Below are 12,782 nucleotides of genomic sequence, written 5' to 3'. Positions count from 1 at the left end.
AAAAGCGGAGAGGTTGCCCTCTCCGCTTTTTTTATTTGACAGCAGCTCTCAATTCTTCCGCCGCAAATTCCACATTCGGGCCAATAATGACTTGAACCGATTGCCCCCCTGATTTGACAACCCCTTTTGCGCCTGCTTTCTTTAGCAGCGCTTCATCCACCAAAGCGGTATCCTTCACAGTCAGTCGCAGCCTTGTGGCGCAATGATCAATGGTTTGAAGGTTTTCTTTTCCGCCGAGCCCTTTCAGCATGATGTTTTCATTTACATCCTGAACATTATTTTCATCCAGCACTTCATCCACATCATCGTCTTCCCGTCCAGGCGTTTTTAAATTCAACGCCTTAATCAGTACATAAAACACGATAAAGTATACTGCCGCATAGCATATACCTACCAAAAGCAGAAGCAGCGGTTTTTCCGCGATTCCATAGCTGAGCACATAATCGATAGCTCCGGCTGAAAAAGAGAAGCCTGAGCGGATGCCGAGCCAGTTGACGATAAATAAAGATAACCCGGTTAAGACCGCGTGAACAGCGTATAAAAGCGGAGATAAAAACATAAATGCAAACTCAATCGGCTCCGTAATCCCTGTGATAAACGCTGTTAAAGCAAATCCAATCATCATTCCAGCCGTCGCTTTCCGTTTAGACGGCTTCGCAGTCACAACCATAGCCAGACACGCCGCCGGAAGACCGAACATCATGATTGGGAAAAATCCGGTCATATATGTGCCCGCTGTCGGATCTTTCGCGAAAAAGCGCGCCAAATCCCCTGTCACTCCGTTATATTCTCCGAATTGGAACCAGAAAATATTGTTCAGCACATGGTGAAGGCCAAGCGGAATTAACAGCCTGTTGAATAGGCCGAATATGCCTGCCCCGATGCCGCCGAGCCCGAGCATCCACTCTCCAAACGAGTTTATACACGATTGAATCGGCGGCCAGACGACTCCGAATATGCCCGCTAAAATGATCGTAATAATGGCTGTTAAAATCGGCACAAGCCGTCTGCCACTGAAGAACCCGAGATATTCAGGCAGCTTGGTATCCTTGAAGCGGTTATAGGTGTAACCGGCAATTAAACCGGCAATAATTCCCCCAAACACCGCCATGTTATTTGTTTTATCAATTGTCTTTGTTGCCGCGTCAAGCATCAGATACGATATCGCCCCTGATAAACCCGCGGCCCCATTGCTGTCTTTTGAAATGCCGATGGCAATTCCGATCGCAAAAATAAGCGGCAGATGATCAAAAACCGCCGTCCCCGCCTGATAGACAAACGGGATATTAAATACATCCTCTCTGCCAAGCGCAAGGATAATTCCAACCGCAGGCAGAACTGCAATCGGGAGCATAAATGACTTCCCGAGTTTTTGTAAAAATGAAAGCATACCCATCCCCCTCATACCCTTTTTTTTCAAATATACCATATAAGATATCTAGTGATCTATACCAATTTTCCCGGGGGTATTTCTTTTTTCCCAGGCCCGTGTGTTTCCTATTTTTAAGACAGTTGTGGTAAGCTTAATCTAGATTATTTAAAAAGAAAGCGGGAATGACAGATGATTGTAACAAACGATCAAGAATTAGAAGGCCTGAAAAAAATCGGAAGAATCGTCGCGCTTGCGCGTGAAGAAATGAAGCGGAAGGCAGAGCCCGGCATGAGCACAAAAGACCTTGACCTTATCGGAAAAGCTGTGCTTGATGAGCACGGCGCCGTTTCAGCTCCTGAGAAGGAATACGATTTTCCAGGCGTGACATGCATCAGCGTAAATGATGAAGTGGCTCACGGCATACCAAGCACATCCAAAATTTTAAAAGCAGGGGATCTTGTCAACATCGACATCTCCGCTGAATTTGGCGGCTTCTATTCCGACACAGGCATCTCATTTGTGCTCGGTGAAGGAGAAGAACGCCTTCATAAGCTTTGCCAATGCGCGGAAAACGCATTTCAAAAGGGGCTTCAGCAGGCAAAAGCGGGCAAGCGCCAAAACCAGATCGGAAGAGCCGTTTATCATGAAGCACGCTCTCAAGGCTTTACCGTCATCAAAACCCTGACCGGCCACGGAATCGGCCGAAGCCTGCATGAAGCGCCGAACCACATCATGAACTATTATGATCCGTTTGATAACGCACTGTTCAAAAATGGCACAGTCATCGCGCTTGAACCGTTTATTTCAACGAAAGCAGAAACGATTGTTGAAGCTGGAGACGGCTGGACGTTCAAGACGCCGGATAAAAGCATGGTTGCCCAAGTTGAACACACGATCGTCATCACAAAAGATGAACCGATTATCCTGACGAAACTGTAAAACACATTCCGGGCTTCCGGCAGGTTTAACCTCCTCCAATAGCAGGTAAAACATCATTATTCTGCACGAGGAGGTCTTGCAATGAACAGAGATCAAGAAAAAATCCAAATTGAAAACGAAATGAACGCGATGCATGGCACAATAAAAGAAGACATTTTAAAAGACTTTGAGGAATTTAAAGGCTACCTGAAAAAACAAGTCAACCGAGGTAAAAAGCTGGGATTGGATGACGGCAAGCTTGTCAAAAGCGCTGCGATCCTGGGAGACTACCTCGCAAAGCATGAAGAGCCGCAAAACGGTGAAGAAATGCTGCTGCAAGAGCTTTGGAGCGTTGCAGACGAAGATGAGAAAGAACATTTAGCACAGCTTCTGGTCAAATTTGTTGATAAACAATAAAACATGAGCCGGGCGATATGCGCCCGGCTTTCTTGATATTGTCACAGCCCGGCTCTTTCAGATATGCTACACTACTATTATGTCTGTGAAAGGAGCCTTTATCTGCATGTGGTTTATTATTTTCGGCATCATTTTTTTCATTGAAGGCATCATTATGACCGTTTATGGCGTTAAGAAAAAAAACGGGATGCTCACATATATCGGCATTGTTTTCGCCATTATGACATTTGGCGTTGTCATGATCAAACTAACCGGCCATTAAATCATATTCGGCTTTTGCTCCGCATATACATACAGAAGAACATTCGCACATCTAGTGCGAAAGGCTCAGTTTTCCCCGCATCTCTTTTCAGCATCTTTTTATAGATGTTACAATGCCAATCGTTTCGAAATCAGATAGGGAAAGGAGTTTTCTGACATGCATTACGGCAGTAAAGGCTGGTATGTGGCAGAACTAAAAAAGCAGGGGATCACGCACCATGAGGGAAGAAAGCTTCAAAGCTATAAAACCTATTTTCTTGCCAACCTGCTTGAAACAAAGAAAAAACAATCTTAAATATGGCAAAGCCGCGCACGTTGATATGCGCGGCTTTTTTCTATTCAACCGGCAGCAGCCTGTCCTTTTTTTTCATAAAGGATGCTCTCCAGCTTTTCGATAGTGCAGCCTCACTTAAAATCCGTTCAATGGCGGTGAGATTTTTTGCATCATGGTAGTTGATGCGGTTGGCGAACTGGACGGATATCCCCTTCTCTCCTCTGGACAGCAATTCAAGGTTCGCACCGGGAGACACCCTGCCCTCCTCCAGCACGCGAAAATAAAACCCTGTATAGCCGGTTTGCTGGACCTTCAGCACCATTTCTTTTACACCAAACTTTTTCGCCAGCTTTACACACGGCTGGCGCGGCTGGCTGACCTGAACAACAGCTTCATCAAGCTTGAACACATCTCCGATGCAAACATTCTCCTCAGTCAGGCCCGCGACCGTCAGATTTTCTCCAAATGCGCCGTTTGACAGCGGTCTTGAGAGAAACTCTTCCCAAAACGGATAATGCTCTGCCGGATAGACACAAACAGCCTTATCAGGTCCGCCGTGGTTGACGAGGTCCGCCTGTCCGTCTCCTTCAAAATTCTCCCGATGCAGCATGACGGCTGATTCAGCCGGCCGCTTCATGATGCCGGTTTCGATTTTCTTTCCGTCATATTCAAGCGTCTGCGGTTTTCCCAGATTAAGAGAAAGAACTGAATAGCGCTCTGGTTTCATACAAACACATCCCCTTTACAGGTTGTAAAATGATTGATTATCATAAAAAGAAAAGGTGGTTTTTACATGCTTCAATACCGAATCATTGTTGACGGCCGGGTTCAAGGTGTGGGCTTTCGCTATTTTGTTCAAATGGAAGCTGATAAGCGAAAACTGGCCGGCTGGGTCAAAAACCGTGATGACGGGCGTGTCGAGATTTTGGCAGAGGGTCCGGAAAACGCCCTGCAATCGTTTGTTGAGGCTGTAAAGAACGGAAGCCCTTTCTCAAAGGTTACCGACATCTCTGTGACTGAATCCCGCAGCCTTGAAGGCCATCATCGATTTTCTATTGTTTACTCATAAGGCTTATCTTGATAAAAATAGTTCGGCTTAACGATTGAGTTATCATAGGAGCGGTGGAAGATATGAGTGGCAGCGGGTGAAATTGGCGGAATCAGCCACGTCCAGTCTCCCGTCAGCTTTCTGCCCGCTTCTTCCTCCTGTTCTTCAAACCGTTTAAACTGGCTTGCCGCTGTATGATGATCAACGATGCTGACACCCTGCTTTTTATACGAGTGCAGCACAGCTTTATTCAATTCAACTAGCGCTTGATCCTTCCATAAATCCGTATTGTAATCAGCGGCGATGCCGATCACGGACGCTACTTTTTTGAGCTTGTCGTACCGCTTTTCATCTGCGAGGTTTCTCGCTCCGATCTCCGTGCCCATATACCAGCCGTTAAATGGCGCGGCATTATAATGAATGCCCCCGACCTCAAGCTTCATATCAGAGATGATAGGCACGCCGTACCACTTCAGCTCCAAATCAGAAAACGCCTCGATGTCCGGATGTGTGATTGGAACCTCGATCACAAGTGAACGCGGCAGCTCATACCAGACAGGCTGTTCGTCGCCTTTCATGCGAAAAATGAGCGGCAGAAGGTCAAAATCCGTTCGCTCTCCGCGCCAGCCGAGCTCTTCGCAGGCTGCTGTCAGGGAACAGGAAGCCGGGTCTCCGATTCTTTCTCCGTCTGACTCATATCCAGCGTACCGGATCAGCTGATGATTCCAGATCTCGACTTGCTTTTCACCCTTCTCTTCCGGAGGGAAAATCGTAATGGTCGGTCTGATTTTGCCGTTATTGGTGGCGGTTTCAATATGGTGAAAGAGGGCGTCACGCACTTCCTCCTTCGTCCGGACGTCTCGTCTGTCAATAACATTCAGCGAATTCCAGAACAATCTGCCGATGCAGCGGTTGCTGTTTCTCCAAGCCATTTTCGCTCCGTGCTCTAGCTCTTCCTTCGTATGTACATAGCTCCCGGTCAGGTCAATTTCACTTTTAATGTCCTCGAGACGGTCTTTCACTTCCTCCTCCTTTCCCAATTCCTGATAGCATGCGGCAATAAACGCTTTCGCTTCGTTCCAGAGTATTTCTTTTTCTTCCAACAAACTCTCCCCTTCACATCACTTCATGCTTTTCATTGTATCGTTTTTAAGCGGCAAGACAAATGATTTTTCTGCAACTTCCTGGAAAACAATAAAAAACACCCGCGTAATGCGGGTGTCAAATAGACGATAACCGATTTGCCAATTCAGTTAAGTCACTTCGAAAGTTTTTGCCGGTCATCGGTATGCCGTGCCCTGTCAATAACGCTTCCGGTTCAAGACCGGCCAGCTTCAGAATGGACTCAGCGGCCGTCTCTGTGTCAGGCGTGAAATAAGCCGGCGGACCGTGAAGCTCCTGTTTTTGTATCAAGACGTCAGCCATTTTCTCCTGTTCCACTGTAATAACAGCATCACCTGCCACAAGCACGCGGCCGTCATCGCGGAATAACGAAATATGGCCCGGCGTGTGTCCTGGTGTCGCAATCCACATCCACTCGTCAAGAAAAGGAACTGAACCGTCTTCCGGCAGTGCCTGGACATGTGAGGAAATATCGATGGAGTGCCGCGGAAACAGCGGCGACAGCTTGGCGACCAGCCCGCTCTTGCTGTCAGGACGAGCCGGAGGATAATCCTCTTTACCTGTTACATAGGGCATTTCCCGAGAATGGACATAAACAGGCACATCCCAATGCTCAAGGATCTCTTCGATTGCCCCAATATGGTCAAAGTGCCCGTGTGTGAGGATAATCGCCTTCAGCTGAAACCCTTCACCGAATCTTTGTTTGGCTTCATTGACAATCATGCCGGCTGATTGAGGCATGCCGGCATCAATTAAAACAAATGAGTGAGGTTCAGAAGGCAGCTGAATAAAATAGACATTCGCAATTTGCACAGTCAGGCCGTGCACCCCTTTTGCCGCTTCGAACCCCGTTCCGCTTCTGACTGAAGTCAGCGGCATATAAGGATTACTCATAATGACACCTCCGGAATGTTATATGCCGTTAGTGTGTGTCATTACGCCTGAATTATCATACGGAAATAGAGATCGCACCGATCAATAGAGCGATAGCCGTCATGACGATCACTGCGAGAACCGCCCATTTCAATGCGAATTTTTGATGGTCATCAATAGAAACTCCGACGAGTCCGACAAGCAAATGAGTGGATGGCACAAGCGGACTCAGCATATGAATCGGCTGGCCGATAATAGAGGCTCTGGCAATTTCCACTTTATCCACACCGTATGCGACAGCTGTTTCTGATAAAATCGGCAGCACCCCGTAGAAATACGCGTCATTCGGCATCAAAAATGTGAAAATGCCGCTTGTTAAGGCAACAATCGCCGGGATCAATCCGCCCATTTGTTCCGGTATCATGGACACGAGCGAGATCGCCATTTCATCAACCATTTTCGTGCCTGTCAAAATCCCCGTAAACACCCCCGCGGCAAAAATCATTGAACCGATAGCCAGCACGTTGCTGGAATGCGCCGCGATGCGCTGTCTCTGATGCTCGAGATTGGGATAATTCACAATCAGCGCAATACAAAACGCAATGACAAACAGTACGGTTAAACTGACTTTACCCGATACTAAACATCCTATTAAAGAAAGCGTTAACAATAAATTGAACCACCAAAGCTTCGGCCGCTTCCACTCATCTTCAACCGCAGCCGCCGGTTCATTGGCATTGGCTGGCTGTTTCAGTTCAATCACACCAAGGCGCTTTCGTTCCGCTTTTCCAAGCACATACGCAACCGCCACCATACAAAGCATCCCGCTTGCAATGACAGGGATCATCGGCCCTGTAAGCTCAGCTGGATCAACCCCCAGCGCACTCGCCGCCCTCGGCGTCGCACCGCCCCATGGAATTGTGTTCATGATTCCCATGCCGACTCCCGCGATTCCTGCCAGGATAATTGGCCGGATGCCTAGCAGCAAATAGAGCGGAAGCATGGCGCTTGTCGTAATCATGTACGTTGTCGAGCCATCTCCGTCCAAGGCGACGAGCATTGTAAGAACCGCTGTCCCGACAACAATTTTTAAAGGGTCTCCTTTGACCATGCTTAAAATTTTGCCAACCATTGGATCAAACAGGCCTGTATCAATCATAATTCCAAAATATAAGATCGCAAACATAATCATGACCGCAGTCGGCGCGACTTGCTGAATCCCCGAAATCATCATGTCCCCAACTTCAGTAAATCCAAATCCGGCGATAAGCGCAAACACAATCGGCGTCAAAACCAATGCTGTTAAAACAGAAAGCCGTTTTGTCATGATCAATGCCATAAACACAAGCATCATGAGAAAGCCTAAAATTGCTAACACATCCATTCCCCCTTAAATGAATCCGCTTACATTTTTTTCTCCCTTACTCCCCTTTTTGTCTTGCCTTTTTGCCATCGTATGGGAAAACCAACCGCAAGTAAATAATTTGGTTTTTTTGTATTTTTAATTTTTTAAAACCGTTTTGTTCTTTTTGATCAATTTTCGCCATGAAAAAAATCCCGGGATGCCGGGATCTTAATTTCCTGTCATGATGCTTTGATAAAAAGCAGATTGCTCTTCTAAAAACCGTTTCGTTTCCCTGCTGTTCAAATAAAAGCTTTCCCAGTCCTGTTCGTTTATTTTCCGCTTCCATTCAGGTGAAGAGGTGACCTTCTTTAGCGCTTGATCCCAATAAGAAATCTCTTCCTCAGACATATTTTTCGGGCCCAAAATCCCTCTCCAATGAGAAAAAACAAACGGGATTCCCTGCTCCTTCCACGTCGGTACATTTGGAAAACCGGGAAGCCTTTTATCAGACGTTACAGCGGCTAACGTGATATCGCCGTTTCGTTCATATGGTTTCGCTTCAGAAAGTGTCATGGAAGCCGCTTCTATCTCATGTCTGATCAGCGCCTGAATGAGCTGTTCGCTGCTGTCATACTGTGAGAATTGAATGTCAAACGGGTCAATGCCGTACATATCTGCCGCTCTGACGAACGAGAGCTGATCATCATTGCCAAACCCCGGGGCAAAGCCGATTCTCACCTTGCCGGGATGCATGTTGATCTCATTCAGCACATCCTTGCCATTTGTTAACGCTGATCCTTTTGGCAATGCAATCGTCTGCCATTCCTTGGAGAGAATGGCGAGCGGCGTAAAATCGGACATTTTTAATTTGCTTTGCCCGAGAAGATCATTGCTTAATATTAGGCTGGACGTCATGCTGATGGTTTGTTTGCTGCTTTTGTTGACATATTTCCAGCCTTTCTCTCCCCCGCCGCCGGATTTATAGACGATATGAACATCACCCTTCACGATCTGCTTCTGCCTCAAAACTGATTGGATCGCCTGCGCTGTGACATCCCAGCCGCCAGAAGGTTCGGCAGGGACGACAATTTCTATCGGCCCGTCCGGCAGGCGCGGCGCAGCCGCCTGCCTGATATCACCCTGCATAAAGATCAATAGAATAATCAATAGGATTATAGATTTTTTCATATCTAATCCGCCGCCAAATAATATTTTCTCTCCGGCCTGCCGATAATCCCGTATTCAAGCTCGGCTCTTGCTTCTTCCTTTGACACAAGATACTCGGCATAACGGCGGGCAGTTGTTCGTGACGCCCCCATTTTTTCCCCAAGTTCCTCCGCTGTCAATCCTTCTGACGCAGTCTGAAGCGCTTCCTTAATTTTTCGCAGTGTAATCGAATTAATGCCAGTCGGCAAATCCTCTGCCGGCAAAGCTGTCTTCACACTGTTCCCAAAAATATGGTCGATCATGGATTGGCTGACCTCCGGCTGAGACATGAGCAGCTTCCTTTTTTCTTTATACTGAAGCAGCACCTGCCTGAACTTGTCAGCCGTTACGGGTTTGATCAAATAGTGGGCAATTCCTGCTCTTAGCGCTTCCTGCAAATGCCGGGTTTCTGTTGCCGCTGTGATAATCATAATGTCCACTTCAGGAAATTGGCTTCGTATATCAGGAATCAACGCGGTCCCAAGCTCGTCCGGCATATAAATATCCAGCAGAAGCAAATCAGCCTTGTGTTCCTTCAAAAGCGCCAATGTCTCTTTTGCGTTGGCCGCCTTGCCGATAATCTTGAATCCATCAAGCTGTTTAATCAATCTCTCATGGATTTGCGCAACTCGAAAATCATCCTCCGCAATCGCGATGTGAATCAAATGGATTCCCCCTTTGTTTCTCCTTCGGTATAAACACAGTGAATACCGCCCCACCAGTTTTTTGATTCGCCAGTTCGATCCAGCCGCCCAGTTCACACACTGAGTCTTTCACATTGGCCAGACCGTAGCCTCTCTTCATCCCCTTTGAGGAATAGCCTCTCTCAAACACAGCTTCTATTTTCTCTGGCGGCACACCGGGCCCTGTGTCTGATACTTCAATGACAATGTCATGGCCCATATCCGTGATAAAAAACAAAACTTCCTTCACGCTTTGCTCCGCTACAGCTTCGAAAGCGTTATCAATTAAATTGCCAATAATCGTAATAAGATGGGACAAGCCGATATGCGCAGGAAGAGGCGCGAGTGAGCTGTTCTCATCAATCACCAGCTTGACCTTCTTTTCCGATGCCTTGCTTATTTTCCCTAACAAAATGGCCTGCACCTGCTGCGAATGGATGTTATGGAATAAAAGATCATGCTGTTCATTTTGTATCGCATATTCCTCTTTAATCAGATCAATGGCTTCATCATACTCCCCAAGCTCAAGCAGCCCTAAAATCGCATAAAGCTTATTTGAAAATTCATGAGTCTGCGCCCTGAGATCCTCTGAATATTTGCGAACCTCTGTCAATGTGTCGATCAGCTTCTTCAGCTCTGTTTTCTCCCTGAAGCTGACGACAATCCCATACGCCTGCCCGCCTTGATTCATCACTTTCGTATTGATAATAAACACTTGATCGTTGACGCTTACCTCCTGGTTAGGCAGCATTTCTCCTTGTTCAAGCACAGACATCAGCCCTGCTCCCGGCATGACGTCATCTATAGGAAGATGGGTCACAGGCTCGGGCAGCTTCAGCATCTCGGCCGCCGATACGTTCATCATGGTGACGACGCCTTCACGATTGGTGGCAATAATCCCTTCTCGAATCGCGAAAAGCATTGCGTTCCTCTCACGATATAGAGCCGCAATCTCATGCGGTTCAAGCCCGAGCGTATCCTTTCTGATGCTTTTCGCCAGCACGGCGGCGCCAATAAATCCGAGCAGCAGTACAAGCACAGCAATCACACTCAAATTTCTCAAATGCTTTTTGATGCTTTGCTCTGTCTCCGTTTGCAGAAAATCAACAGACACGCTGCCGATCACTTGGCTGTATCCCTTCTGTTCTTTTATAATCGGCGCGCTCCCTCTGATCACTCTTCGTCCATCCGCTTTTGTTTCAGAAACATGCGAACCGCCAAACAAAATTTCTCTGCTCCGCTCCAGTTTTTTTAATCCGCTTTTTCCAGAGGCGCTGCGAATGTCTCCTTTTTCGTCCAAAACATAAATGGCAAACGCGCCAGTCTGTTCTTTCATTTGTTCAATGACCTCTTGCGTCTGAGCCGCACGTCCGTCTTTTCTCTCAATGAGCTCTTTAACCGGCGGCATATAGGAAATGGTTCTCGCCGTTTGAACCGCCAGCTGCTCTGCCTGTTTCCGTTCTCCCTGTGTATGCTGAACGGCTAACGTAATGGTCAGCACACCAATGACAAAGACCAGCAGAGCCGCAATCAGCCCCATTATTTTTGTTTGCAGGGAAAAATGGAACCGCTTTTTCACCACAGCACCAGCCGTCCTTTCTACCTAGATCATACCATTTTTCACAGGAAATTTTCTCATTTTTCAAAATCCGTTTTCTTGCGAAGGAGTGAAAATAAAAAAAAGGCAGACCGCGTCTGCCTTTTTCTTTCTACCATATTCCTAGTACTTTCCACCATAGTCCGCCGATCACAAGCCATACGATGATATGAACAATCGACAGAATAAATCCGATGGACCACCATTTGCCTTGTGGGATGTAGCCTGCTCCGAAGAAGACCGGAGCCGCTCCAGAACCGTAGTGAGTCGTTGACCCGAACAGGTTACTGATGAACGCGAGGCTCAGCGCTGCTAAAAGCGGCGGTGCGCCCGCTGCCACGACGACAGCCAAAAATGCTGAATACATCGCACTGATGTGGGCTGTCGCACTTGCAAAGAAATAGTGAGAGTAATAATACACAACAATTAAAATGATGAATGCCACAATCCAAGAGAACCCTGATACGGATGATTTCATGGCATTACTGAACCAAGACACCATGCCTAATTCATTCAAGAAGTTGGCGAGCATGACAAGCGCCGCAAACCAAGTGAGCGTATCCCAAGCGCCCTGTTCTTTCTTGATATCATCCCAAGTCAGAACTTGTGATAATAAGAGAACGGACAAACCGATCAATGCGGTTGTGGTTGCGTCGATGTTGAAGCTGCCGCCAAAAATCCACAGCACAAGCACCAAAAGAAACACGATAACCATGGAAAGCTCTGATTTTTTGAACGGTCCCATTTCTTTCAGTTTTTCTGTTGCGATTTTCGCCGCATCCGGTGTTTCTTTGATTTCCGGCGGATACAGCTTGTAAATCACAAGCGGCGTGATGATTAAGCTTACAAGTCCCGGTACAATCGCGGCAATTGCCCAGCTTGTCCATGTTAAGTCCACCCCTGCGACATCATGGGCCAGCTTGGCAATCAGCGGGTTCGCCGCCATCGCTGTCAGGAACATAGCAGATGTGATCAGATTCCCCTGAAAACCGGTTTTTAATAAGAATGCACCGATTTTTCTCTCTGTTCCATTTGCCGGGCTTGATCCGAATGTTTCGGATAATGATCTGATAATAGGAAATATAATGCCTCCTGCACGCGCCGTATTACTTGGAATAGCAGGTGAAAGTATTAAATCACTGAATAGCAGTGAATAAGAAAGTCCAAGGGTTTTTTTTCCGAATTTCTGAACGAATACATACGAAATTCTCGCACCTAGCCCGGTTTTGATAAATCCCCGGGAAATAAAGAATGCGATAACGATAAGCCAAATGGTCTTATTCCCGAATCCGCTTAATGTATCCTCAATTGATAGTGTTCCAGTTAGTGCAGTAACCGCCAATGCAAAAATTGCAATTGCACCCATTGGCAAGGGCTTGGAGATAAAGCCGATAATTGTTGCGACAAAAATCGCAAACAAATGCCAAGCTTTAGGTTCAAGTCCGGACGGAGCGGGAATAAACCAGATGATTAGTCCCACAGCGACAGTAATAAGCAATGGAACAAGCTTTACTGCTGACTGTTTTCCTGCGTCTTTTTCTGAAGCCATAAATAGGTCTCCTCCTATATACTTGTTTTCCGATCCCCTTTTCCATTCTACTCCTTAACTAAGTTAATAAACATTTTAATTAATTAAAAAACACAAAGGTTAGCACCCTTTGTGTTT

The 12,782-nt window shown here is 46.8% G+C and carries 15 protein-coding genes; 5 read left to right on the top strand and 10 right to left on the bottom strand.

Translation table 11 applies throughout. The features are described from left to right. Nucleotides 1-31 precede the first annotated feature (31 nt). Complete coding sequence (gene nagE, locus WA279_RS13905; RefSeq protein WP_336155695.1) at nt 32-1,390, bottom strand: N-acetylglucosamine-specific PTS transporter subunit IIBC; 1,359 nt, start codon at nt 1,388-1,390, stop codon at nt 32-34. 171 nt (nt 1,391-1,561) lie between these two features. Between nagE and map the strand changes: the two genes are divergently transcribed. The 4 genes from map to WA279_RS13885 all read left to right on the top strand — a co-directional run bounded on the left by map (nt 1,562) and on the right by WA279_RS13885 (nt 3,263). Continuing rightward, nucleotides 1,562-2,311, top strand: coding sequence for a type I methionyl aminopeptidase (map, locus tag WA279_RS13900; protein WP_003233698.1), 750 nt, complete (start codon nt 1,562-1,564; stop codon nt 2,309-2,311). Between the two features lie 81 nt (nt 2,312-2,392). Next, nucleotides 2,393-2,707, top strand: coding sequence for a DUF3243 domain-containing protein (locus WA279_RS13895; protein ID WP_336155694.1), 315 nt, complete (start codon nt 2,393-2,395; stop codon nt 2,705-2,707). A 106-nt stretch (nt 2,708-2,813) separates the two neighbouring features. Then, complete coding sequence (locus WA279_RS13890; protein ID WP_003244572.1) at nt 2,814-2,969, top strand: hypothetical protein; 156 nt, start codon at nt 2,814-2,816, stop codon at nt 2,967-2,969. 156 nt (nt 2,970-3,125) lie between these two features. Further along, nucleotides 3,126-3,263 (top strand): YflJ family protein, encoded by a 138-nt coding sequence (locus tag WA279_RS13885; protein ID WP_003239885.1) that lies wholly within the window; start codon nt 3,126-3,128, stop codon nt 3,261-3,263. A gap of 40 nt (nt 3,264-3,303) precedes the next feature. Here WA279_RS13885 and WA279_RS13880 read toward each other — a convergent pair whose 3' ends face one another. Further along, nucleotides 3,304-3,969, bottom strand: coding sequence for an MOSC domain-containing protein (locus WA279_RS13880; RefSeq protein WP_251188073.1), 666 nt, complete (start codon nt 3,967-3,969; stop codon nt 3,304-3,306). Nucleotides 3,970-4,035: 66 nt separating this feature from the next. Between WA279_RS13880 and WA279_RS13875 the strand changes: the two genes are divergently transcribed. After that, a complete protein-coding gene (locus tag WA279_RS13875) occupies nt 4,036-4,311 on the top strand; it encodes an acylphosphatase (RefSeq protein WP_003243829.1) in 276 nt (91 codons plus the stop codon). Here the strand turns inward: WA279_RS13875 and nosA are convergent. The 8 genes from nosA to WA279_RS13835 all read right to left on the bottom strand — a co-directional run bounded on the left by nosA (nt 4,302) and on the right by WA279_RS13835 (nt 12,665). After that, nucleotides 4,302-5,393: a nitric oxide synthase gene (nosA, locus tag WA279_RS13870; RefSeq protein WP_003233711.1), complete on the bottom strand. Its 1,092-nt coding sequence runs from the start codon at nt 5,391-5,393 to the stop codon at nt 4,302-4,304. The two genes, WA279_RS13875 and nosA, sit on opposite strands and share 10 nt — an antisense overlap. A gap of 118 nt (nt 5,394-5,511) precedes the next feature. Then, nucleotides 5,512-6,306: an MBL fold metallo-hydrolase gene (locus tag WA279_RS13865; RefSeq protein WP_251188072.1), complete on the bottom strand. Its 795-nt coding sequence runs from the start codon at nt 6,304-6,306 to the stop codon at nt 5,512-5,514. Nucleotides 6,307-6,361: 55 nt separating this feature from the next. Continuing rightward, nucleotides 6,362-7,663, bottom strand: coding sequence for a citrate transporter CitM (gene citM / locus WA279_RS13860; RefSeq protein ID WP_003242978.1), 1,302 nt, complete (start codon nt 7,661-7,663; stop codon nt 6,362-6,364). Between the two features lie 43 nt (nt 7,664-7,706). After that, nucleotides 7,707-7,832, bottom strand: coding sequence for a hypothetical protein (locus tag WA279_RS13855; RefSeq protein WP_336155692.1), 126 nt, complete (start codon nt 7,830-7,832; stop codon nt 7,707-7,709). Nucleotides 7,833-7,858: 26 nt separating this feature from the next. Next, the gene (locus WA279_RS13850; protein WP_032726663.1) at nt 7,859-8,818 is read right to left on the bottom strand and encodes a tripartite tricarboxylate transporter substrate binding protein; all 960 of its coding nucleotides are present in this window, start codon (nt 8,816-8,818) and stop codon (nt 7,859-7,861) included. A gap of 2 nt (nt 8,819-8,820) precedes the next feature. Further along, nucleotides 8,821-9,501, bottom strand: coding sequence for a two-component response regulator CitT (citT, locus tag WA279_RS13845; RefSeq protein WP_015252569.1), 681 nt, complete (start codon nt 9,499-9,501; stop codon nt 8,821-8,823). Then, complete coding sequence (gene yflR / locus WA279_RS13840) at nt 9,473-11,101, bottom strand: two-component sensor histidine kinase CitS (RefSeq protein ID WP_336155688.1); 1,629 nt, start codon at nt 11,099-11,101, stop codon at nt 9,473-9,475. Before yflR ends, citT begins: the two co-directional genes overlap by 29 nt. Nucleotides 11,102-11,228: 127 nt before the next feature. Further along, nucleotides 11,229-12,665, bottom strand: a complete 1,437-nt coding sequence (locus WA279_RS13835; protein WP_015383080.1) for an anion permease — start codon at nt 12,663-12,665, stop codon at nt 11,229-11,231. Nucleotides 12,666-12,782: the final 117 nt, after the last annotated feature.

The organism is Bacillus sp. 204(2023) (assembly GCF_037027505.1).
GTDB lineage: Bacteria > Bacillota > Bacilli > Bacillales > Bacillaceae > Bacillus > Bacillus subtilis.
Note: the sequence above shows the minus strand (reverse complement) of the source record. Positions and strands in the feature narration are given on the sequence as shown.

Excerpts from the sequence above, each read along its gene's own strand:
- nagE (WP_336155695.1), bottom strand. The coding sequence starts at position 1,390 with ATGCTTTCATTTTTACAAAAACTCGGGAAGTCATTTATGCTCCCGATT.
- map (WP_003233698.1), top strand. The coding sequence starts at position 1,562 with ATGATTGTAACAAACGATCAAGAATTAGAAGGCCTGAAAAAAATCGGA.
- WA279_RS13895 (WP_336155694.1), top strand. The coding sequence starts at position 2,393 with ATGAACAGAGATCAAGAAAAAATCCAAATTGAAAACGAAATGAACGCG.
- WA279_RS13890 (WP_003244572.1), top strand. The coding sequence starts at position 2,814 with ATGTGGTTTATTATTTTCGGCATCATTTTTTTCATTGAAGGCATCATT.
- WA279_RS13885 (WP_003239885.1), top strand. The coding sequence starts at position 3,126 with ATGCATTACGGCAGTAAAGGCTGGTATGTGGCAGAACTAAAAAAGCAG.
- WA279_RS13880 (WP_251188073.1), bottom strand. The coding sequence starts at position 3,969 with ATGAAACCAGAGCGCTATTCAGTTCTTTCTCTTAATCTGGGAAAACCG.
- WA279_RS13875 (WP_003243829.1), top strand. The coding sequence starts at position 4,036 with ATGCTTCAATACCGAATCATTGTTGACGGCCGGGTTCAAGGTGTGGGC.
- WA279_RS13865 (WP_251188072.1), bottom strand. The coding sequence starts at position 6,306 with ATGAGTAATCCTTATATGCCGCTGACTTCAGTCAGAAGCGGAACGGGG.
- WA279_RS13855 (WP_336155692.1), bottom strand. The coding sequence starts at position 7,832 with ATGGCGAAAATTGATCAAAAAGAACAAAACGGTTTTAAAAAATTAAAA.
- WA279_RS13850 (WP_032726663.1), bottom strand. The coding sequence starts at position 8,818 with ATGAAAAAATCTATAATCCTATTGATTATTCTATTGATCTTTATGCAG.
- WA279_RS13835 (WP_015383080.1), bottom strand. The coding sequence starts at position 12,665 with ATGGCTTCAGAAAAAGACGCAGGAAAACAGTCAGCAGTAAAGCTTGTT.